Here is a 16,533-nt window from a genome sequence, read left to right as displayed (position 1 = left end):
CGTTTCCCTTCCGTAGACAAGCTGTTTCGAGGAGCGCGATGATGCGCATGCTGGCCAGACTGTGGCGCGAGTACAAGAGTCTCGTCGCGTTTATCGTTCTGATGGTGCTGTTTCGCAGCGCGATCGCCGACTGGAACGTCGTGCCGAGCGGCTCGATGCTGCCGACCATCCGCGAGGGTGACCGCATTCTCGTCGACAAGATGGCTTACGATCTGCGCGTGCCGCTCACGCACATTGCGATCGCCCATCTGCATGACCCGCAGCGCGGCGACATCGTGACGATCGATTCATCCGCCGCGCACGAGCTGATCGTGAAGCGCCTGATCGGCCTGCCCGGCGATATCGTCGCGATGCGCGACAACGTGCTGTACGTGAACGGCGTGCGCGCGAGCTACCAGCCGCTTGCGCTCGCGCCGCTGCCCGGCGACGCCGCTTCACCCGGCGACTATCTCACTGAGCGCTTCGCGGGCGTCGCGCATGTCGTGCGGCTCTCGGAAGTCGCGCCGAGCCCGCGCCGCTCGTTCGACCCGGTGACGGTGCCCGCGGGCGAATATCTGATGCTCGGCGACAATCGCGACGACAGCGCGGATTCACGCTATTTCGGCTTCTTTCCGCGTGAAGAGCTGATGGGCCGCACGCGCCGTGTTGCGTTTTCACTCGACCCGGATCACTTCTACAAGCCGCGCTTCGACCGGTTCGGCACGCCGCTCGATGCGGTGGCGGCGCGTTGAAGTTGCACCGCTAGCGGTGTTCGTTCGCGACGCGGTTTCGCTCAGGAACGGCGTTTCGCAAGCGCCTGCGCGCACTCGGCGACGAGGGCAGGGCCGCGATAGATGAAGCCCGTGTAGAGCTGCACGAGCGATGCGCCCGCATCGAGTTTCGCCTGCGCGTCCGCGCCCGAGAAAATCCCGCCCACGCCGATGATGGGCACCTCGCTGCCGACTTCCACGCGCAGCTTGCGGATCACCTCATTCGATGCATCGAACACCGGGCGCCCCGACAGGCCACCCGCTTCGTCGGCGTGCGGCAGTCCTTGCACGGCAGTGCGCGAGAGCGTCGTGTTGGTCGCGATCACGCCTTCGAACCGGTGACGCAGCAACGTATCGGCGATCGATTTGATCTGCTCGTCGTCGAGATCCGGCGCGATCTTCAGCGCGAGCGGCACGAGCTTGCCGTGCAGATCGGCCAGGCGCTGCTGCTTGTCCTTCAGCGCGGCGAGCAGCGCGTCGAGTTCGTCCGCGCCTTGCAACTGGCGCAGGTTCTTCGTGTTCGGCGACGAGATGTTGACGGTCACGTAGCTCGCGAACGGATAGACGCGCTCGAGGCAATACAGGTAGTCGTCGGCGGCGCGCTCGATCGGCGTGTCGGCGTTCTTGCCGATGTTCAGCCCGAGCGTGCCGCGATAGCGCGCGGCCTGCACGTTCTTCACGAACTGGTCGACGCCCGCGTTGTTGAAGCCCATCCGGTTGATCACGGCATTCGCCTGCGGCAAGCGGAACATGCGCGGGCGCGGATTGCCCGGCTGCGCGCGCGGCGTCACGGTGCCGACTTCGATGAAGCCGAAACCGAGTGCCGCGAGACCGTCGATACACGCGCCATCCTTGTCGAGACCTGCCGCGAGGCCGACCGGGTTCCTGAACGTCAGCCCCATCACGGTGCGCGGCGAATCGGGCACGTGCGGCGCGAGCGCGCCCGCAAGTCCGGTTCGTCCGGCCGCGCCGAGCATGCGCAGGGTGAGATGGTGGGCGTCTTCCGCGTCCATGCGGAAGAGTTGGGCGCGTACGAGCGGATAGAGGGAACTGAACACGGCGGGGCGCCTGGCGGCTGAAAATGAGAACCCGCTATTTTAACGGTTCGGCGCGGCGGCTATCGACGTTTCGGTTTTGAAGCGCGTCGGGACGCGCGGGCGGCCGCGAATCCGCTACGCCACGCGAGCAATCAGCCTCGTTCGCCGCGCATGCCACGCACGCCCGCTTTCGCGGCATCGACGGGGGAGAGATCCAGCGCGGTGGGGTCGAGCACCTTCCATGTGCCCTCGAAAAGCCCTTCGAGCGGCGTGAAATTGGCCTTGTAAGCCATCTTCGGGCTTTCGCGAATCCAGTAGCCGAGATACACGTGCGGGAGCTTGAGGCTGCGCGCCTGCTCGATCTGCCACAGGATGTTGTAGGTGCCAAAGCTCGTGTGCGGCAGGTCGGGATCGAAGAACGTGTACACCGACGACAGTCCGTCGCCGAGGATGTCGATCATGCTGACCATGCGCAGCGTGCCGGGCATGTCGGGGTGGCCCGCGTAACCGGGATTGGCGGGCTCGCGGAATTCGACGAGGCGCGAATTGATCCGGCTTTGCAACAGGAACTGCTCGTACTGGTCGCGGCTGTCGCGGTCCATGCCGCCGCCCGCGTGGCGCGCCGACTGATAGCGCATATAGAGCGCGTAGTGCTCTTCGTCGTAATGCAGCGGCGCGACGGTCGCGATCAGGTTGCCGTGACGTTTCCACACCCGCCGCTGCGTGCGGTTCGGCGTGAAGCGTTCGACGGGCACGCGCACGGGTACGCACGCGCGGCAGCCGTCACAGTACGGCCGGTACGTGAACACGCCCGAGCGGCGAAAGCCTGCGCGTACGAGTTCGGTATAGACGTCGGAGTTGATCAGATGGCTGGGCGTCGCAACTTGCGAGCGCGCGACGCGCCCTTCCAGATAACTGCAAGGGTAAGGCGCTGTTGCATAGAATTGCAGCGCCGAAAGCGGTGAAAGCGGCAGCTCATTCGGGTGAGTCACGTTAGCAGCTCTCGAAGCGTTTCCGGATTTGCCAATCCGGCTCGCTGCTCAACGGTAGTGTGCAGCGTGCCCGGCGGACGCGTCCATGGCGATTGTCATCGTTCACGCGGCGTCGGCCCTCGACGACGCTGCGCATCACGCCGCCGGCGCAAAAAGATCGCGCACGACGGTCTTGTCGAACGACCAGGGGATCGGCGCTGCGTCGACGTTCGCGCGCACATGCGCGACGAACGTCTTGCGCGCGATCTCGCGGCCGCCCAGCGACGCCAGATGCGACGTGTTCTGCTGGCAGTCTATCATTTCTATTTCGTGACGTCGCAAGTGGAAGACGAGCGCGGAGAGCGCAATTTTCGATGCATCGGTGACGTCCGCAAACATCGATTCGCCGAAGAACATTTTGCCGAACGACACGCCATACAACCCGCCGACGCGCTTTCCCTCGTGCCACGTTTCGATGCTGTGCGCTTCGCCCCGGCGGTGCAATGTCGTGTAAGCCTCGATCACGTCCGACGTGATCCAGGTGCCGCGCTGGCCGTGACGCGGCGCGAGCGCGCAGGCGCGCATCACGGCGGGGAAATCGGCGTCGACGCGGATTTCCCACGCGTCGTCACGCAGCACGCGCTTGAGTGTCTTTTTCAGCGAAGGGGAGATCTTGAACTCGCGTGGACGCAGGACCATGCGCGGGTCGGGTGTCCACCAGAGCACGGGCTGACCGTCCGAATACCACGGAAAAATACCGCGCCGGTACGCGTCGATGAGCCTCGACGGCAGCAGGTCCGCGCTTGCCGCGAGCAGGCCCGGCGCGCCGCTCGCTGTGGACAGCGCGCGTTCGACGGGCGGAAACGGATCGTCGGGGCCTAGCCAGGGAACCATGCGACAGCTGTCGTTGTGGTCAGCCGTCGCGCAGCGAGCGGAAGATGTCGCCCGTGTGCAGACCGTAGTTGCCCGACGCGCGGTCGGTGAAGAAGAAGCGTAAGGTTTGCGCGACGGTCGGGAACGCGATGTCGTTCCATGGAATTTCGTGCTCTTCGAAGAGGCGCACTTCGAGGCTCTCTTCGCCTGCTTCGACATCGAGATCGAGCAGCCGCGCGAGATAGAACAGATGCACCTGATGCACGTGCGGCACGTTCAGCAGCGTGTACAGGTTCTGCACTTCGACGCGCGCACCGGCTTCTTCCAGTGTTTCGCGCGAGGCGGCTTCCGAGGTGGTCTCGCCCATTTCCATGAAACCTGCGGGCAGGGTCCAGTAGCCGTAGCGCGGTTCGATCGCGCGCCGGCACAGCAGCACCTTGTCGTCCCAGACGGGAACGGTGCCGACCACGTTGCGCGGATTCTGATAGTGCACGGTGCCGCAGCTCGCGCAGACGAAGCGCTCACGGTTGTCGCCGGGCGGAATGCTCAGGCTCACTGCGTGGCCGCAGACGGAACAGAATTTCATAGGAAAGGGATGGGAAACGGTGATGGGAGTGTATCACCGGGGAGCGGCGTGACGATGACGGAGGCGGACGACGTGAGCGTCGCGCGCGCGTGATGATTTCGTGTTGAAGCGAACGGCGACCCGCAAAACAAAAAACCCGCCATGGGCGGGTTTGATGGTGCGACGGCTTGATCACACTTGGAACATATAACCAGTGAGTACTGGTTGCGGGGGTAGGATTTGAACCTACGACCTTCGGGTTATGAGCCCGACGAGCTGCCAGACTGCTCCACCCCGCGTCCGTCGAAGAAAAGATTATAGGGCAACCGCATGCTCAATGCAATCGGTTTTTAAGAATCGACATGAAAGTGTGGAAAGCGACGGTGATCTGGCTTGCCGCGACAAGTGCTTCGAAGGCGCATCGAATGCCCGTCGTTACTGTGAGAGCATGGCCACGTAGCGCGCGACACGTGCGCTAGAATCGCCGTTCTTCGGTGCCGCGCCCAGCTTCATATCACGTGCGGCACCGCATTCATCAATGCTCTCTCGACACGCCATGGACATCGCTCACGATTTGCAGTCGATCGCTGCGCAGGAACACTCGCTTGTCTTCCCTCACTTCGATGCCGACACCGCGTGGCAACTCGGCACGTATCTGCATGAGGTCGCGAAAGCACGCGGCCTTGCGATCGCCATCGATATCCGCACGTTCGGCCAGCCCATGTTCTTCTCGTTGCTGGAAGGCGCGACGCCGGACAACGTCAACTGGGCGCGCCGCAAGGGCAACACGGTCGCGCATTTCCGCCGCAGCTCGTATGCCATCGGGCTGAAGCTGCAACAGTCGAACGCGACGCTCGCCGACAAACACAGTCTTCCCGAAGCCGATTACGCATCGCATGGCGGCGCGTTTCCGCTGACCGTGAAGGGCGCGGGTGTAATCGGATCGGTGACGGTGTCGGGCCTGCCGCAACGTGGAGATCACGAACTCGTCGTCGAGGCGCTGTGCGCGCAACTCGGCCACGACTACAGCAAGCTCGCGCTTGCGAAGGCCTGACGCATGCGTGTGCCGCCCTATGCATTGCTCGGCATCGCCATCGTCGCCGAAGTGATCGCGACCTCGGCGCTGCGCGCGTCGGAAGGCTTCACGCGGCTCGTGCCCGCGCTCGTCGTGCTGCTCGGCTACGGCATTTCGTTTTACTGCCTGTCGCTGACGCTGAAGAGCCTGCCCGTCGGCATCGTGTATGCGATCTGGTCCGGCGTTGGGATCGTGCTGATCACGCTGGTCGCGATCGTGATGTATCGGCAGGTGCCGGATCTTGCGGCTGTCGCGGGCTTGAGCCTGATCGTCGCTGGTGTCGTCGTGCTCAACCTGTTTTCGAAGATGCAGGCGCACTGACGCCGCGCGGCGCTGACAGCTAGTGGATCACTTGCAGCGAATCACCATCGAACGGTTCTTCACGCTCGCCGACACCACGTTCGTGACGCTGCCGCCGGCCAGGCCACCATCGTCGTTGTCCTTCGAGACGATGTCGTAACCCGTCGCGCCGCACGCCTTGCCCGCCAGCACGTAACACGATGCCCAACTCGAACTCGCGTCCGCGCCGCTGCAGCTGACCGCGAAGCCGGTTTCGCCGTTGGGCAGGTTGATCAGCTTCGTTTCGTTCGACGACGCGCATGCGCCAAGGCTCGCAATCGCGATTGCGGCAAGCGGCAGCGCCGCGGCACGGATCGCGTGGGAGACAAGAGGATGGCGCGCGCGCCGTTCGATCGACTTCATTGTGTTTCCTTCCAGAAATAAGCTGTGACGCGAGCGCTGCGATCGGGAACCGCCAGCGTCGTCCACCCAAGATGGGCGACGAGCTACCGCTGGCGTGCCGCATAGCGGACATGACGCGGGCCATTGTGGCTCGACGAGACGTTGGAGACCTCAGGCTTGCGGCCGGAGGCTCAAGTGTCCCGTTTCGGACAGGTCGATGCGGATGCCCGCCTGCCCGACGAGGCGCCGGCTTTCGGCGCCTGCTTCCGTCGCCGCGTCCTCCCAGATGCTGATCGCCTTCGGAATGTCGATGCCGTGACTTTCCGCGTAGGCGAACCACGCGTTGGCCGCGTCCAGTTCAGCGATCTCGCGCTCTTGAAGCGAATATTTTCCCATATCGTCGGTTCTCGTCCGGAAATTGCAGGCGGCGCGCCCGTGCGCGCGCGTTGGGAGGGCCGCGCAGAACTTATCGCGCGGCGGGCAGACTTACCGTGTATCGCACGTGGCGTGCCGCGTGCTGTCGATTCCATTGCAGCAACATCGAACGAGAGGTGAACATGGCAGAGCGGGTGAGCGGCCCCTATCGGGGCTATTACATCAGCGCATCGGCGCGGCTCGTGCCGCCGCATGAGCAGGCGCGGCGCGCGGGCGAGCGGGAAGGGCTGTATGTCGGAGCGGTCAGTCTGTCGGAGCGCGGGCCGGATGATCCGCACCTGATCGAAACGCTGATCGAAATCGGCGACGAGCATCGCTTCGCGTCGGAAGACGAAGCGCTGGTCTTCGTCGAGAAGGCGGGCCGGGCGTATGTCGACCGGCTGCTGGGCGGTGAGTGATTCGTGGCCTTACGCGCGCCGGTCGAGCACACGCATAAGACGGGACGGGCGCGCCGCGCCGCTGACAAGCCCGGTAAAACACGGCATACCCGATGCTGGACCGCCGCATGCCGCTACGAGTACCATTAAGCCCGCTGATTGGGCCAGTCGTCCGCATGCCGGTTCTCGCGCACCTATGCGGCCACTCGCCTGGAACGCCGGATTTTCCCGATGAGGTCACCATGGAGATTCGTTTTCCCGCCGACGCGCCTGCTTACCGCGACTTCAATCTGACGCTGGTGTTTCCGGCGCTGGTCGACGGTGAGCGGGTGCCGTGCGCGATTTCCGTCGAAGCGCTCGAAGATCATTTCGGCGCCGACGCGAACGACACCGACGCCTGGCGCCGCGCATTCGACGCCGGCCGCGAGCGGATCGAAGCCGTCGCGCGCGAACATCTGCTGATCAGCAATGGCACGCCGGTTCTGCTCAAGAGCGGCCACTTTCCGCCAGGCAATCTCGCCAGTACCTGAAACGCACCTCACGAAGCGTTTGCGAGGCGGCGTACGTCACGCCGCCTGCGCGCCAGCGGCCTGTTGCACCGCACGCTGCGCAGCCGCCAGCGACTGCGCAATGCCCGCTTCATATGATGTCTTCCTGACGGGACCAATCAGCTTCGTCAGCGCCGAGTCGTCGAGCACGACGGGGTCCGTCAGCAGGTAATGCATTTCGACCATTTCGCGCAGCAGCGGGTTGAAGAGACCCATGACGCGCAGCATCGTCTTGTTCGCCACCATTAGCTTCGGTTCGCGCTGCGCGAGCGCGTAGGCGCGCTCGACGATTTCGCGCTGCGTGATGGTGCCCGCGCCCGCCAGATGCAGCACGCGGCCGAATGCTTCAGGCGTGCGCGAAAGGCGTTCGATAACGGGCCCCACGTCAGGCATGAACACGAACTCATGCGGCACGTCGATCGGGCCGATCATCTGCGCCCGTGTGCCTTTCGCCGCGCCTTCGAACACGCCATGCAGGAAGCTGCGCTCGACGCCCGGACCATAGAAGTCGGGCAGTCGCAGCACGAGCGTTTCGAGCCCGTCGTGGCCATGCGCGTCGATCACGAGATTTTCCTGCGCGAGCCGCATCTTGCCTTTGAACGTATGCGGCTCGCGCGGATGCGACTCGGTGACGGGTGTGCTGCGCGCGCGCCCGTACGGATACACGGTGCCGATCAGGATCAGGCGCTGCACTCCGGCCGCGCGCAGTCCGTCGAGCGTCTTTTGCATAAGCACGGGATGCTGTTCGAACTGGTGATACGGCACACCGACGAGATACACGGCGGTCTGCAAGCCGGCGGCCGCGGCGGCGATCGTGGCGGGATCGTCCGGATTCCACGTGGCGACTTGCGCGAGAGGATCGTGACCGAACGACGCCTGTAGCGCCTGCTGCCCGCGTCCGATCACCCGATAGCGCCGGCCCGCCGCGCTGAGCGCGTGGGCGATGCTGCGTCCGGCGGCGCCCGCCGCGCCGAACAGCCCGATCTGTGCTGCGTTTTCCATGACATCTCCCGTCGACGGCGCCCCGTTCTATCAGTTGAAACTGAGCGCAAGAAATTTACTGAACACTGTTCACTGAACGATGTTCAGTTTAAATTGACTTTTCAGTTTGTCAACCGGAAAATCGGCGTCATGGGAATCGCCGAAAGAAAGACTCGTCAGAAACAGGAACTGCGCACGCGCATCCTCGACGCCGCGCGGCGCATCGTCATGCGCGAGGGCTTTGGCGCGCTGTCGATGCGCAAGATCGCCGATGCAATCGAATACTCGCCGGCCACGCTGTATCTGCATTTCGAAAGCCGCGATGCGATTGCGCGCGCGCTGTGCGCGGAGGGCTACGCGCAACTGCTCGCCAGTTTCGAGCCGTTGACGGCCATCGCCGATGCCGCCGAACGGCTCAAGGCGTTCGGTCGCGCGTATGTCGCGTTCGGTGTCGCGCATCCGGAAACGTACCGGCTGATCTTCATGGAAGACCCGTCGTATACGGGCGCCGCGCTCGGCGGCGAGACGGGTGCGGATGAGGGCAGCGACCCCGACCATGCAGACGATAAAGCCTTCCGTCTGATGATCGAATCGATCGATGCACTCAAGGCAGACGGCCGTCTGCCGGGCGCGCCCGATAGCCAGGTGTGCGCCGAGGCGTTCTGGGCGACGATGCACGGCATCGTCGCATTGCATCTGACGTGCCCCGTGTTTCCGCGCGCGCCGCTCGATGCCGTGGTGGACGCAGCGCTCGTCGCGTGGTTCGGAGCGGGCGACGCGAAAACAGCGGCGAATAGCGACGAAGCGTCAGGCGAGGGCGCACCGACTGCTCAGACGCAGCACGCCGACAAGCTGTCAAAGCCGCGGCGTGCCGCGTCATCGAAACCGAAAGCCGCATAAGGCCACGCCGGCGCATCCACGCCTGCCGGTTTCACTGAAGAAGTCCGATACGCGTGCTACCGTTTGCGTCGCACGCCCATTCAACCGCTTCACGCCCACACCATGTCGATACCCGAATCGCCCCGCGGCTCCGATGAGCTGATCGCCTATGTCGCCAATCGCATTGGCTTCATCGAACTGAACCGGCCGAAGGCGCTCAACGCGCTGTCGCTGGACATGATGCGCGCGATGCATGTGGCACTCGACGAATGGCGCGAAGATCCCGACGTGCTGGCCGTCGTCGTGCGCAGCACGAGCGAGCGCGCGTTCTGCGCGGGCGGCGACATCCGTTACCTGTATGAATCATTCCGCCGTGGCGACGGCGATGCCGTGGACACGTTCTTCATCGACGAATACCGGCTCGATCACGCCATCTTCACGTACACGAAGCCGTACATCGCGTTCATGAACGGCATCGTGATGGGCGGTGGCATGGGCATTTCGCAGGGCGCGCATCGCACGGGCGGTTTGCGCGTCGTGACGTCGACCACCCGCATGGCGATGCCGGAATCGCGCATCGGCCTGTTTCCCGATGTCGGCGCGGGCTGGTTTCTCGCGCGCACGCCGGGCGCGATCGGCCGCTATCTTGCTGTGACGGGCGAGACGATCGGCCCGGCCGACGCGCTCTACGCAGGTCTCGCCGACGCCTGGCTGCCCGATCAGGCGATTCCCTCACTGATCGACCGCCTGAAGACGGCGTCATTCGAGCAGGGCGCCGACGTCGTCGCGGCCGTGCTGCGCGAAGCGCAATCGCACAAGATCGTGCCGACGCCCGACACATCGCCGCTCGCCGACGCGCGCACATCAATCGACCGGCACTTCGCGCTGCCGGACATCGTGCAGATCATCCAGTCGCTCGATCGCGAAGGCGATTGCAACTACGCCGACTGGGCCGAGCAGACGGGCGCCGTGCTGCGTGAGCGCTCGCCGCTGTCGATGGCCATTGCGCTGGAAGTGGTCACGCGCGCCGAAGGCACGATGGCTGAATGCCTGCGCCGCGATCTGGATCTGACGCGCTCGTCGTTCGAACGCGGCGACGCGCCGGAAGGCATCCGCGCGCGCATCATCGATAAAGACAACAAGCCGCAGTGGCGCTTTGCGCGTATCGAGGACGTGACGCGCGCGGATGTCGAGAAGATGTTCGACAGCCCGTGGTCCGCGAACGAGCATCCGCTGCGCGACCTGCAGGGCTGAAGCAGAACACGAAGCAACGAGCGGGCGGCCTTAGTCCTCGCTCGCCATGAAGGCGCGCATGAAAACGAGCGCGCCCCAGCCCCACATCGCATTCGACGCGAAGCCGAGCGCAAGGCGCGGCAGCATGTTGCCCGTCGGCCAGATGCCGCGCAGGGGATCGACGACGAACACGCCAGCCGCCGTCAGCACGATGCCGCCGAACACGAACGCCTGAACCCATGGCGCCGGCCGCTCAGGCGATACGCGCAACAGCCACGCCATCAGTACGCCCCACACCGAACTCCAGATTGCGTTGGCGATGAACTCCGGCAGCCCGACGGGCACGAACGGCGCGGTCGAGAACCCCGTCGGGTCGATGAGGCCGGCGGCGTGCAGGAGCGCGAGCGTCGACTCATGAAAGAACAGCGACGCCAGAAAGCCGGACACGAACGGCAGGATGATTTTTTGCATGCTTGACAGCGACAGTCGCGGGGCGTCATTGACTTTGCGCAACGCCCGCGCAGGTTGATCGGAACGAGCGCCATTATATGGGTTGCGCGGCGCGGATCAGGTGCGCTGGCGGACGGTTCGCGTGCGTGACGTATGCTGCAGCGTCAGGTAAAGCACGAAAGTGGAAAACCTAAGCTCAAAAAAATCGTTCAAAAGAAAGAGCGCGGTCCATAGACTGTTTTCCCATGCAGGCGGCGCAGCACGTACGTATGAAGCACGCATGAAGCGTGAGTGAGCAGTGCGACGCCGCCGCGACACGCATCGCGCACATTGGGTGCCGCGCGCTGCGTGCGCCGATCACATCGATTCACTTGAGAGAACCCGTCGCGATGTCCCATCCGATGCCCATTCGCGCTTGCCCGGCTGCGCCGTCCGCGGCGCGCGATCCCGGCCTGCCGGGCAGGCCGCCTCGCTGTCGCCGCTGACGCGGTCTTCTTCAATCACCCGTTTTCGATGCGCTGCGCGTGCGTGGCAGGGCGTGTCACGCCTTTCGCATGCGCCCGCACGCAACGCATCCCGTCATCCCTAAGACATCAGACGAACAAGGCAGGAACTGCAGATGAATGTGTTCTGGTTCATTCCGACTCACGGCGACAGCCGCTATCTCGGCACGTCGCAAGGCGCGCGTGCAGCCGACTATGACTACTTCCGGCAGATCGCCGTCGCAGCCGATACGCTCGGCTACGAGGGCGTGCTGCTGCCGACGGGCCGCTCGTGCGAAGACGCATGGGTCGTCGCGTCGAGCCTGATTCCCGCCACCAGGCGCCTGAAGTTTCTCGTCGCGATCCGTCCGGGGATCTCGTCGCCGGGATTGTCGGCGCGCATGGCGTCGACCTTCGACCGGCTGTCGGGCGGACGTCTGCTGATCAACGTCGTGACGGGCGGCGATGCCGCCGAACTCGAAGGCGACGGGCTGTTCGTCGATCACGACACGCGCTACGAAATCACCGACGAATTCCTGCGCATCTGGCGCGGCCTGCTGGCCAGCGCGCATCAGGGCGAGAGCTTCGATTTCATCGGCAAGCATCTGACTTCGAAGGGCGGCAAGGTGCTGTATCCGCCCGTGCAGGACCCGCATCCGCCACTGTGGTTCGGCGGCTCGTCGCCGGCGGCGCACGAGATGGCGGGCGAGCACATCGACACGTATCTGACATGGGGCGAGCCGCCTGAGGCGGTCGCGAAGAAGGTCGCCGACATCCGCGCGCGCGCCGCGCAGCACGGCCGCAAGATCAAGTTCGGCATTCGCCTGCATGTGATCGTGCGCGAGACGGAAGACGAAGCGTGGGCAGCCGCCGACAAGCTCATCAGCAAGCTCGACGACGACACGGTCGCACGCGCGCAGGCGTCGTTCTCGAAGATGGATTCGGAAGGCCAGCGGCGCATGGCTGCGCTGCACGGCGGTAAGCGCGGCTCGCGTCAGGATCTCGAGGTGTATCCGAATCTGTGGGCGGGCGTGGGGCTCGTGCGTGGCGGCGCGGGCACGGCGCTCGTCGGCAGCCCGGAGCAGGTCGCGGCGCGCATGCAGGAATACGCGGATCTCGGCATTGAGACGTTCATTCTGTCCGGCTATCCGCACCTCGAAGAGTCGTATCGCTTCGCAGAACTTGTGTTCCCGCTGCTGCCGGGGCGGCAGCAGGCGGCGGTGAGCAGCAGCCTTCCGCTGTCGGGGCCGTTCGGCGAGATCGTCGGCAACAACTATGCGCCGAAGGCGTCGCAAAGCTGATTCGTTGTCCGGAGGCGATGCGCAACGACGCGTCGCTTCATGAAAGGAGTGCTGGTTTATGTCGACTGTTTCTGGCAACCGTGCTGCGGGTTTCAATCTCGCGCGCCTGAATCTCGGGCTGCTCGCGCTCAGGCTCGCGCCGTGGATCGTGCCGCTCGTGATCCTGCTTGCGTGGGAATTCGCCGCGCGCAGCGGCGTGCTGTCGACGCGCGTGCTGCCCGAGCCGCTCGCCGTTGTGAAGGCCGCGTGGTCGCTGATCCAATCGGGCGAAATGTGGGCGGACGTGAAGGTCAGCACGTGGCGCGCGGTGTCGGGCTTCGCGATCGGCGGCGGCATTGGTTTCGTGCTCGGGCTGGCGACAGGTCTGTTCCGGCCCGTCGATATCGCGCTCGACACGACTGTGCAGATGATCCGCAATATCCCCGCGCTCGCGATGATTCCGCTCGTGATCCTCTGGTTCGGTATCGAGGAAGAGGCGAAGGTGTTTCTGGTGTCGCTGGGCGTGTTCTTCCCGATCTACGTGAACACGTACCACGGCATCCGTTCCGTCGACGCCAATCTGATCGAAATGGCGCGCAGCTACGGCGTGAAGGGTTTCGCGCTGTATCGCGACGTGATCCTGCCGGGCGCGCTGCCGTCGATTCTCGTGGGCGTGCGTTTCGCGTTCGGGCTGATGTGGGTCACGCTGATCGTCGCGGAAACGATCTCCGCGCAATCGGGTATCGGCTACATGACTATGAACGCACGCGAGTTTCTGCAAACGGATGTGGTGGTGGTCGGGATTCTGCTGTATGCGGCGCTCGGCAAGCTCGCCGACATGCTCGCGAAAGGGCTCGAACGCGTGTCGCTGCGCTGGCATCCCGCCTATCAACGAGGTACGAAAGCATGAGTGCAAGCACATTGTCCGTATTGATGGGCGGGATCACGGGCGCGGATCTCGAGGCCGAGCTTCGGCAACTGGGCACGCATGAGCTGCCGTCGACGCAAGCACCCGCGCTGCGCGAGATTGCTCGTGAAAAGCACGATATTTCGGTCGAATTGCGCGGCGTCGGCAAGCGCTACGGCGAGCGCGCGGTGCTCACGGACTTCGATCTGTCGATCGAGCGCGGCAGTTTCGTGTCGATCGTCGGACGCAGCGGGTGCGGCAAGTCGACGTTGCTGCGGCTGATCGCGGGTCTCGAAGCGCCGACCTCGGGCACGCTCGACAAACACGCCGACGGCTCGCAACCCTTCGACACACGGATCATGTTCCAGGACGCGCGCTTGCTGCCGTGGAAGACCGTGCTGCAGAACGTGATGCTAGGACTCGGCCGTTCATCGCGGGACAAAGCGCGCGCGGTGCTCGACGAAGTCGGCTTGCTCGAACGCGCGAACGACTGGCCCGCGCAGCTGTCGGGAGGCCAGCGGCAGCGCGTCGCGCTGGCGCGCGCGCTCGTGCATCGGCCGCAATTGCTGCTGCTCGACGAGCCGCTCGGCGCGTTAGACGCGTTGACGCGCATCGAAATGCACGCGCTGATCGAGCGCTTGTGGCGTGAGCACCGTTTCACCGCGCTGCTCGTCACGCACGACGTACAGGAAGCCGTCGCGCTCGCCGATCGCATTCTGCTGATCGAGGAGGGCAGGATCGCGCTTGATCAAGCCGTGCCGCTCGCGCGGCCGCGCGAGCGGGCGACGGCGGCATTCGCGCAACTCGAAGAGCGCGTGTTGCAGCGTGTGATGAAGACACGCGCAACCGACGAACCCGCACCTCAGGAAGCCCGCACCGTGCATGCACGCGATATCCGCTGGGCAGTTTGAACGCTGGCTGGATACTTTTTCATCGACCCACCGGAGCTATCCGATATGAGCATTTCCGCGATTAACGTACGCAACCAGTTCAAAGGCAAAGTGAAGGAAATCATCCGCGGACCCGTCGTGTCCGAAGTCGATGTCGATACGCCGTTCGGCGTCGTCACGTCGGTTATCACGACGCGCTCGATCGACGAACTCGAACTGAAGGTCGGCGCGGAAGTGGTCGCGCTCGTCAAGTCGACGGAGGTATCGATTGCGCGCCTGTAACGCGCTTTACGCTTGATTCGCGGCGGTCGCTGAACCGCCGCGCGTCGCAGGTTCACACGCTGCCCGCTATTTCGCGTTCGTCGCGCTGGCGGGCGGGTGAACTGACATGTCGTCATCGGGCGCCTTGCGTGGCTTCTTGACGGGCATGTTGTCAGGATTGGTCGCGCTCGCCGCGCCCGAGGCCGCCGCGGGCGGCGGTTTCACCATCGGCGTGCCGCCCGTTTGCGGCGCGGCGGTCTGGCCCCACACCAACTGCGCGACACCCGCCGATGCCGCCAGCACGGCGGCGCTTCCTATCGACGCCCATGCGTGACGTCTGAGTTTCATCATCGTCGCAATCATTGGGTTCTCCCTGCGGTTTTTCTCTCCTTTCGCTAGGCGCGTGCCAGCCCCTGCGGGACGCGCGTTTCTTCTGCGTCGGATAGCGGGGTGCGGGGGCGCACCGCGTCCCGTCCCGGCAATCCTGGCTGGAAGTGCTAGCATGAATTCAGCATCGACTGGCGCATTGCCATACGGGCGGCGCGCCGCCAACGAATGTGGAGGCTGCGATGACGAAGTCCTTGAGTGCGGGTGCAATCGATACCTTGCGGCAACTGAACGACATCGGAACCGGGCAGGCGGCGCCTGCCGTCGAGGCCGTCGTCGAGAAAGAGTTGCTGGGCGCTGGGCTGGTGGCGAAAACGGGGAAGGGCACGGGCGTCGAAATCACCTGCGACGGCAGGAAGTATCTGTCCGGCGATTGCGACTGATCCGGTGATTGAGCCCGCTGACTGACCCTGACGAGCAACCTGAGACGGAGGGACGCGCGATGGAGCCGAAAGGCATTGACATGGGCGACTACCAGGAGCGCTACAAGGAGTTCGAGATGGAGGTCTGCGTCGAGCAGGTGCTGACGGGCGTCAAGGCGCACTTCCGCATACTGAAGGACGATGCGGTGATGCTGGACTGGCGGCTTGTGCCAATCGACGGCTTCTGGCCGACGGAGCACGCGGCGGCCGAAGCGGGCTTCCGGGCAGCGCGCGAAGCCATCGATGTCGAACTGCTGGCCGCAGGCGGATAGTCGTTTTACACAGCGCAAAAAATAAAGCCGGATGCTCTGAGAAGAACATCCGGCTGAACTACACCTGCAACAACAGACTGCGTGGTACTGCCAGGGTACGGCAACTTCCAACTACTGGTACTTCCAGATACTGCTACTTCGCCATCAACGGTACTGCTTTACTACGGTCAAGCTTTGATTGCGGTACTGCTACATCTGGAACTGCAACTTCAAGATTACCTGCTGCCACTTCTACAACGACTTCAACTGCAAGTACTGCGTGCTACCAGTGCTGCTCGATACTGCTGGGTACTGCCTGCTACGAAAGCTGCTGTTTGCTTCTGGTCCTGTTTCGGCTTAGTGGCCGAAGAACACCGAACCCGGACCCGTCACGGGCTCATGCTTGCCAGCTTGCGACGAACCGTTTTGCACGCCGCCGTAGGCGTTTGCATTGGCTTGTTGCGCTTCAGCTGCCAGCGTTTCCGTGTTCTGGCCTTGTTGCGATGCCGGTGCGCCAACCGTCGGGTTGTAGTGCGGAGCCGGACCGTAGCCGCTTGCGAAAGCGGGAGCTGCCAGGGTAGCGGAAGCGGCGATCAGAACTGCGGCGATAAGCTTGGTCTTCATGGTGAACTCTCCGTAATGTTTTGATTCAGTAAGACGTTGCGGTCTTTGCTTTGCAGCGGTCTGTTCGCAACGTCGATGGAAGCCAGTGTATACCCCTACTATCGGTTTTTTGTGCCGATAATTTGAAATTACTATTCTGAGATTCGAAACAATGCTGGGAGGCACGCTGGGCGGG

Annotated in this window: 23 protein-coding genes and 1 tRNA gene; 13 read left to right on the top strand and 11 right to left on the bottom strand. The window is 64.0% G+C overall.

The window, feature by feature from the left end:
* The first annotated feature begins 41 nt into the window (after window positions 1–41).
* Complete coding sequence (gene lepB / locus BLT65_RS12940) at window positions 42–731, top strand: signal peptidase I (RefSeq protein ID WP_091778599.1); 690 nt, start codon at window positions 42–44, stop codon at window positions 729–731.
* 41 nt (window positions 732–772) lie between these two features.
* Here the strand turns inward: lepB and BLT65_RS12935 are convergent, their stop codons facing one another.
* From BLT65_RS12935 to BLT65_RS12915, 5 genes are all read right to left on the bottom strand, one after another.
* Window positions 773–1,807, bottom strand: a complete 1,035-nt coding sequence (locus tag BLT65_RS12935; protein WP_042310092.1) for a quinone-dependent dihydroorotate dehydrogenase — start codon at window positions 1,805–1,807, stop codon at window positions 773–775.
* 131 nt (window positions 1,808–1,938) lie between these two features.
* Window positions 1,939–2,778, bottom strand: coding sequence for an arginyltransferase (locus tag BLT65_RS12930; protein WP_091778227.1), 840 nt, complete (start codon window positions 2,776–2,778; stop codon window positions 1,939–1,941).
* Window positions 2,779–2,913: 135 nt separating this feature from the next.
* Complete coding sequence (gene aat, locus BLT65_RS12925; protein ID WP_091778225.1) at window positions 2,914–3,651, bottom strand: leucyl/phenylalanyl-tRNA--protein transferase; 738 nt, start codon at window positions 3,649–3,651, stop codon at window positions 2,914–2,916.
* Between the two features lie 19 nt (window positions 3,652–3,670).
* On the bottom strand, window positions 3,671–4,216 hold the full coding sequence (locus tag BLT65_RS12920; RefSeq protein ID WP_007737311.1) for an NUDIX hydrolase: 546 nt from the start codon (window positions 4,214–4,216) through the stop codon (window positions 3,671–3,673).
* A gap of 201 nt (window positions 4,217–4,417) precedes the next feature.
* Window positions 4,418–4,494, bottom strand: a tRNA-Met gene (locus tag BLT65_RS12915).
* 257 nt (window positions 4,495–4,751) lie between these two features.
* On the opposite strand from BLT65_RS12915, the gene BLT65_RS12910 reads away from it, so the two are divergent.
* Together BLT65_RS12910 and BLT65_RS12905 are read left to right on the top strand one after the other, a co-directional pair.
* A complete protein-coding gene (locus BLT65_RS12910) occupies window positions 4,752–5,249 on the top strand; it encodes a heme-degrading domain-containing protein (RefSeq protein ID WP_091778223.1) in 498 nt (165 codons plus the stop codon).
* 3 nt (window positions 5,250–5,252) lie between these two features.
* A complete protein-coding gene (locus tag BLT65_RS12905) occupies window positions 5,253–5,591 on the top strand; it encodes a DMT family transporter (protein WP_007588046.1) in 339 nt (112 codons plus the stop codon).
* 27 nt (window positions 5,592–5,618) lie between these two features.
* On the opposite strand, the gene BLT65_RS12900 is transcribed toward BLT65_RS12905, so the two are convergent.
* Both BLT65_RS12900 and BLT65_RS12895 read right to left on the bottom strand, forming a co-directional pair.
* Complete coding sequence (locus BLT65_RS12900) at window positions 5,619–5,972, bottom strand: hypothetical protein (protein ID WP_091778221.1); 354 nt, start codon at window positions 5,970–5,972, stop codon at window positions 5,619–5,621.
* Window positions 5,973–6,122: 150 nt separating this feature from the next.
* A complete protein-coding gene (locus BLT65_RS12895) occupies window positions 6,123–6,347 on the bottom strand; it encodes a hypothetical protein (protein WP_091778218.1) in 225 nt (74 codons plus the stop codon).
* 161 nt (window positions 6,348–6,508) lie between these two features.
* Between BLT65_RS12895 and BLT65_RS12890 the strand changes: the two genes are divergently transcribed.
* Together BLT65_RS12890 and BLT65_RS12885 are read left to right on the top strand one after the other, a co-directional pair.
* Window positions 6,509–6,784, top strand: coding sequence for a hypothetical protein (locus BLT65_RS12890; RefSeq protein ID WP_091778216.1), 276 nt, complete (start codon window positions 6,509–6,511; stop codon window positions 6,782–6,784).
* Window positions 6,785–7,005: 221 nt separating this feature from the next.
* Window positions 7,006–7,293 (top strand): DUF1488 family protein, encoded by a 288-nt coding sequence (locus BLT65_RS12885; protein WP_007588040.1) that lies wholly within the window; start codon window positions 7,006–7,008, stop codon window positions 7,291–7,293.
* Window positions 7,294–7,329: 36 nt separating this feature from the next.
* Here BLT65_RS12885 and BLT65_RS12880 read toward each other — a convergent pair whose 3' ends face one another.
* Window positions 7,330–8,313: an NAD-dependent epimerase/dehydratase family protein gene (locus BLT65_RS12880; RefSeq protein ID WP_091778214.1), complete on the bottom strand. Its 984-nt coding sequence runs from the start codon at window positions 8,311–8,313 to the stop codon at window positions 7,330–7,332.
* Between the two features lie 129 nt (window positions 8,314–8,442).
* On the opposite strand from BLT65_RS12880, the gene BLT65_RS12875 reads away from it, so the two are divergent.
* Together BLT65_RS12875 and BLT65_RS12870 are read left to right on the top strand one after the other, a co-directional pair.
* Window positions 8,443–9,192 carry a TetR/AcrR family transcriptional regulator gene (locus BLT65_RS12875; RefSeq protein WP_091778212.1) on the top strand — a complete coding sequence of 250 codons (750 nt, stop codon included), beginning with the start codon at window positions 8,443–8,445 and terminating at the stop codon, window positions 9,190–9,192.
* 102 nt (window positions 9,193–9,294) lie between these two features.
* A complete protein-coding gene (locus BLT65_RS12870; protein ID WP_091778210.1) occupies window positions 9,295–10,425 on the top strand; it encodes an enoyl-CoA hydratase/isomerase family protein in 1,131 nt (376 codons plus the stop codon).
* A 30-nt stretch (window positions 10,426–10,455) separates the two neighbouring features.
* Here the strand turns inward: BLT65_RS12870 and BLT65_RS12865 are convergent, their stop codons facing one another.
* Window positions 10,456–10,875 carry a hypothetical protein gene (locus BLT65_RS12865; protein ID WP_007588029.1) on the bottom strand — a complete coding sequence of 140 codons (420 nt, stop codon included), beginning with the start codon at window positions 10,873–10,875 and terminating at the stop codon, window positions 10,456–10,458.
* Window positions 10,876–11,473: 598 nt separating this feature from the next.
* Between BLT65_RS12865 and ssuD the strand changes: the two genes are divergently transcribed.
* From ssuD to BLT65_RS12845, 4 genes are read left to right on the top strand one after another with little or no spacing between them, the layout of a single operon-like run.
* On the top strand, window positions 11,474–12,637 hold the full coding sequence (ssuD, locus tag BLT65_RS12860) for an FMNH2-dependent alkanesulfonate monooxygenase (protein ID WP_091778207.1): 1,164 nt from the start codon (window positions 11,474–11,476) through the stop codon (window positions 12,635–12,637).
* Window positions 12,638–12,695: 58 nt separating this feature from the next.
* Entirely contained in the window at window positions 12,696–13,526 is an 831-nt protein-coding gene (gene ssuC, locus BLT65_RS12855; RefSeq protein WP_091778205.1) for an aliphatic sulfonate ABC transporter permease SsuC, read from the top strand.
* Window positions 13,523–14,434: an ATP-binding cassette domain-containing protein gene (locus tag BLT65_RS12850; RefSeq protein WP_091778203.1), complete on the top strand. Its 912-nt coding sequence runs from the start codon at window positions 13,523–13,525 to the stop codon at window positions 14,432–14,434. Before ssuC ends, BLT65_RS12850 begins: the two co-directional genes overlap by 4 nt.
* 45 nt (window positions 14,435–14,479) lie before the next feature.
* Window positions 14,480–14,695, top strand: a complete 216-nt coding sequence (locus tag BLT65_RS12845; RefSeq protein WP_007588023.1) for a TOBE domain-containing protein — start codon at window positions 14,480–14,482, stop codon at window positions 14,693–14,695.
* A gap of 66 nt (window positions 14,696–14,761) precedes the next feature.
* Here the strand turns inward: BLT65_RS12845 and BLT65_RS12840 are convergent, their stop codons facing one another.
* Window positions 14,762–15,025: a hypothetical protein gene (locus tag BLT65_RS12840; RefSeq protein WP_244186490.1), complete on the bottom strand. Its 264-nt coding sequence runs from the start codon at window positions 15,023–15,025 to the stop codon at window positions 14,762–14,764.
* A gap of 218 nt (window positions 15,026–15,243) precedes the next feature.
* Between BLT65_RS12840 and BLT65_RS12835 the strand changes: the two genes are divergently transcribed.
* Both BLT65_RS12835 and BLT65_RS12830 read left to right on the top strand, forming a co-directional pair.
* Window positions 15,244–15,444: a hypothetical protein gene (locus BLT65_RS12835; RefSeq protein ID WP_091778199.1), complete on the top strand. Its 201-nt coding sequence runs from the start codon at window positions 15,244–15,246 to the stop codon at window positions 15,442–15,444.
* A gap of 59 nt (window positions 15,445–15,503) precedes the next feature.
* Window positions 15,504–15,755, top strand: a complete 252-nt coding sequence (locus BLT65_RS12830) for a hypothetical protein (RefSeq protein ID WP_007588019.1) — start codon at window positions 15,504–15,506, stop codon at window positions 15,753–15,755.
* Window positions 15,756–16,091: 336 nt separating this feature from the next.
* Here BLT65_RS12830 and BLT65_RS12825 read toward each other — a convergent pair whose 3' ends face one another.
* Window positions 16,092–16,358, bottom strand: coding sequence for a hypothetical protein (locus BLT65_RS12825; RefSeq protein ID WP_036004896.1), 267 nt, complete (start codon window positions 16,356–16,358; stop codon window positions 16,092–16,094).
* Window positions 16,359–16,533 lie beyond the last annotated feature (175 nt).

The sequence above is a fragment of the Paraburkholderia steynii genome, assembly GCF_900100565.1.
GTDB lineage: Bacteria > Pseudomonadota > Gammaproteobacteria > Burkholderiales > Burkholderiaceae > Paraburkholderia > Paraburkholderia terrae.
Note: the sequence above shows the minus strand (reverse complement) of the source record. Positions and strands in the feature narration are given on the sequence as shown.

What these genes read in the sequence shown, in the direction of transcription:
- BLT65_RS12905 (WP_007588046.1), top strand. Translation starts at nt 5,253, where the DNA reads ATGCGTGTGCCGCCCTATGCATTGCTCGGCATCGCCATCGTCGCCGAA.
- BLT65_RS12845 (WP_007588023.1), top strand. Translation starts at nt 14,480, where the DNA reads ATGAGCATTTCCGCGATTAACGTACGCAACCAGTTCAAAGGCAAAGTG.
- BLT65_RS12900 (WP_091778221.1), bottom strand. Translation starts at nt 5,972, where the DNA reads ATGAAGTCGATCGAACGGCGCGCGCGCCATCCTCTTGTCTCCCACGCG.
- BLT65_RS12835 (WP_091778199.1), top strand. Translation starts at nt 15,244, where the DNA reads ATGACGAAGTCCTTGAGTGCGGGTGCAATCGATACCTTGCGGCAACTG.
- ssuC (WP_091778205.1), top strand. Translation starts at nt 12,696, where the DNA reads ATGTCGACTGTTTCTGGCAACCGTGCTGCGGGTTTCAATCTCGCGCGC.
- BLT65_RS12830 (WP_007588019.1), top strand. Translation starts at nt 15,504, where the DNA reads ATGGAGCCGAAAGGCATTGACATGGGCGACTACCAGGAGCGCTACAAG.
- BLT65_RS12890 (WP_091778216.1), top strand. Translation starts at nt 6,509, where the DNA reads ATGGCAGAGCGGGTGAGCGGCCCCTATCGGGGCTATTACATCAGCGCA.
- BLT65_RS12840 (WP_244186490.1), bottom strand. Translation starts at nt 15,025, where the DNA reads ATGATGAAACTCAGACGTCACGCATGGGCGTCGATAGGAAGCGCCGCC.
- BLT65_RS12825 (WP_036004896.1), bottom strand. Translation starts at nt 16,358, where the DNA reads ATGAAGACCAAGCTTATCGCCGCAGTTCTGATCGCCGCTTCCGCTACC.
- BLT65_RS12880 (WP_091778214.1), bottom strand. Translation starts at nt 8,313, where the DNA reads ATGGAAAACGCAGCACAGATCGGGCTGTTCGGCGCGGCGGGCGCCGCC.
- aat (WP_091778225.1), bottom strand. Translation starts at nt 3,651, where the DNA reads ATGGTTCCCTGGCTAGGCCCCGACGATCCGTTTCCGCCCGTCGAACGC.
- BLT65_RS12895 (WP_091778218.1), bottom strand. Translation starts at nt 6,347, where the DNA reads ATGGGAAAATATTCGCTTCAAGAGCGCGAGATCGCTGAACTGGACGCG.
- BLT65_RS12910 (WP_091778223.1), top strand. Translation starts at nt 4,752, where the DNA reads ATGGACATCGCTCACGATTTGCAGTCGATCGCTGCGCAGGAACACTCG.
- BLT65_RS12850 (WP_091778203.1), top strand. Translation starts at nt 13,523, where the DNA reads ATGAGTGCAAGCACATTGTCCGTATTGATGGGCGGGATCACGGGCGCG.
- BLT65_RS12870 (WP_091778210.1), top strand. Translation starts at nt 9,295, where the DNA reads ATGTCGATACCCGAATCGCCCCGCGGCTCCGATGAGCTGATCGCCTAT.
- BLT65_RS12920 (WP_007737311.1), bottom strand. Translation starts at nt 4,216, where the DNA reads ATGAAATTCTGTTCCGTCTGCGGCCACGCAGTGAGCCTGAGCATTCCG.
- BLT65_RS12875 (WP_091778212.1), top strand. Translation starts at nt 8,443, where the DNA reads ATGGGAATCGCCGAAAGAAAGACTCGTCAGAAACAGGAACTGCGCACG.
- BLT65_RS12885 (WP_007588040.1), top strand. Translation starts at nt 7,006, where the DNA reads ATGGAGATTCGTTTTCCCGCCGACGCGCCTGCTTACCGCGACTTCAAT.
- BLT65_RS12865 (WP_007588029.1), bottom strand. Translation starts at nt 10,875, where the DNA reads ATGCAAAAAATCATCCTGCCGTTCGTGTCCGGCTTTCTGGCGTCGCTG.
- lepB (WP_091778599.1), top strand. Translation starts at nt 42, where the DNA reads ATGCGCATGCTGGCCAGACTGTGGCGCGAGTACAAGAGTCTCGTCGCG.
- ssuD (WP_091778207.1), top strand. Translation starts at nt 11,474, where the DNA reads ATGAATGTGTTCTGGTTCATTCCGACTCACGGCGACAGCCGCTATCTC.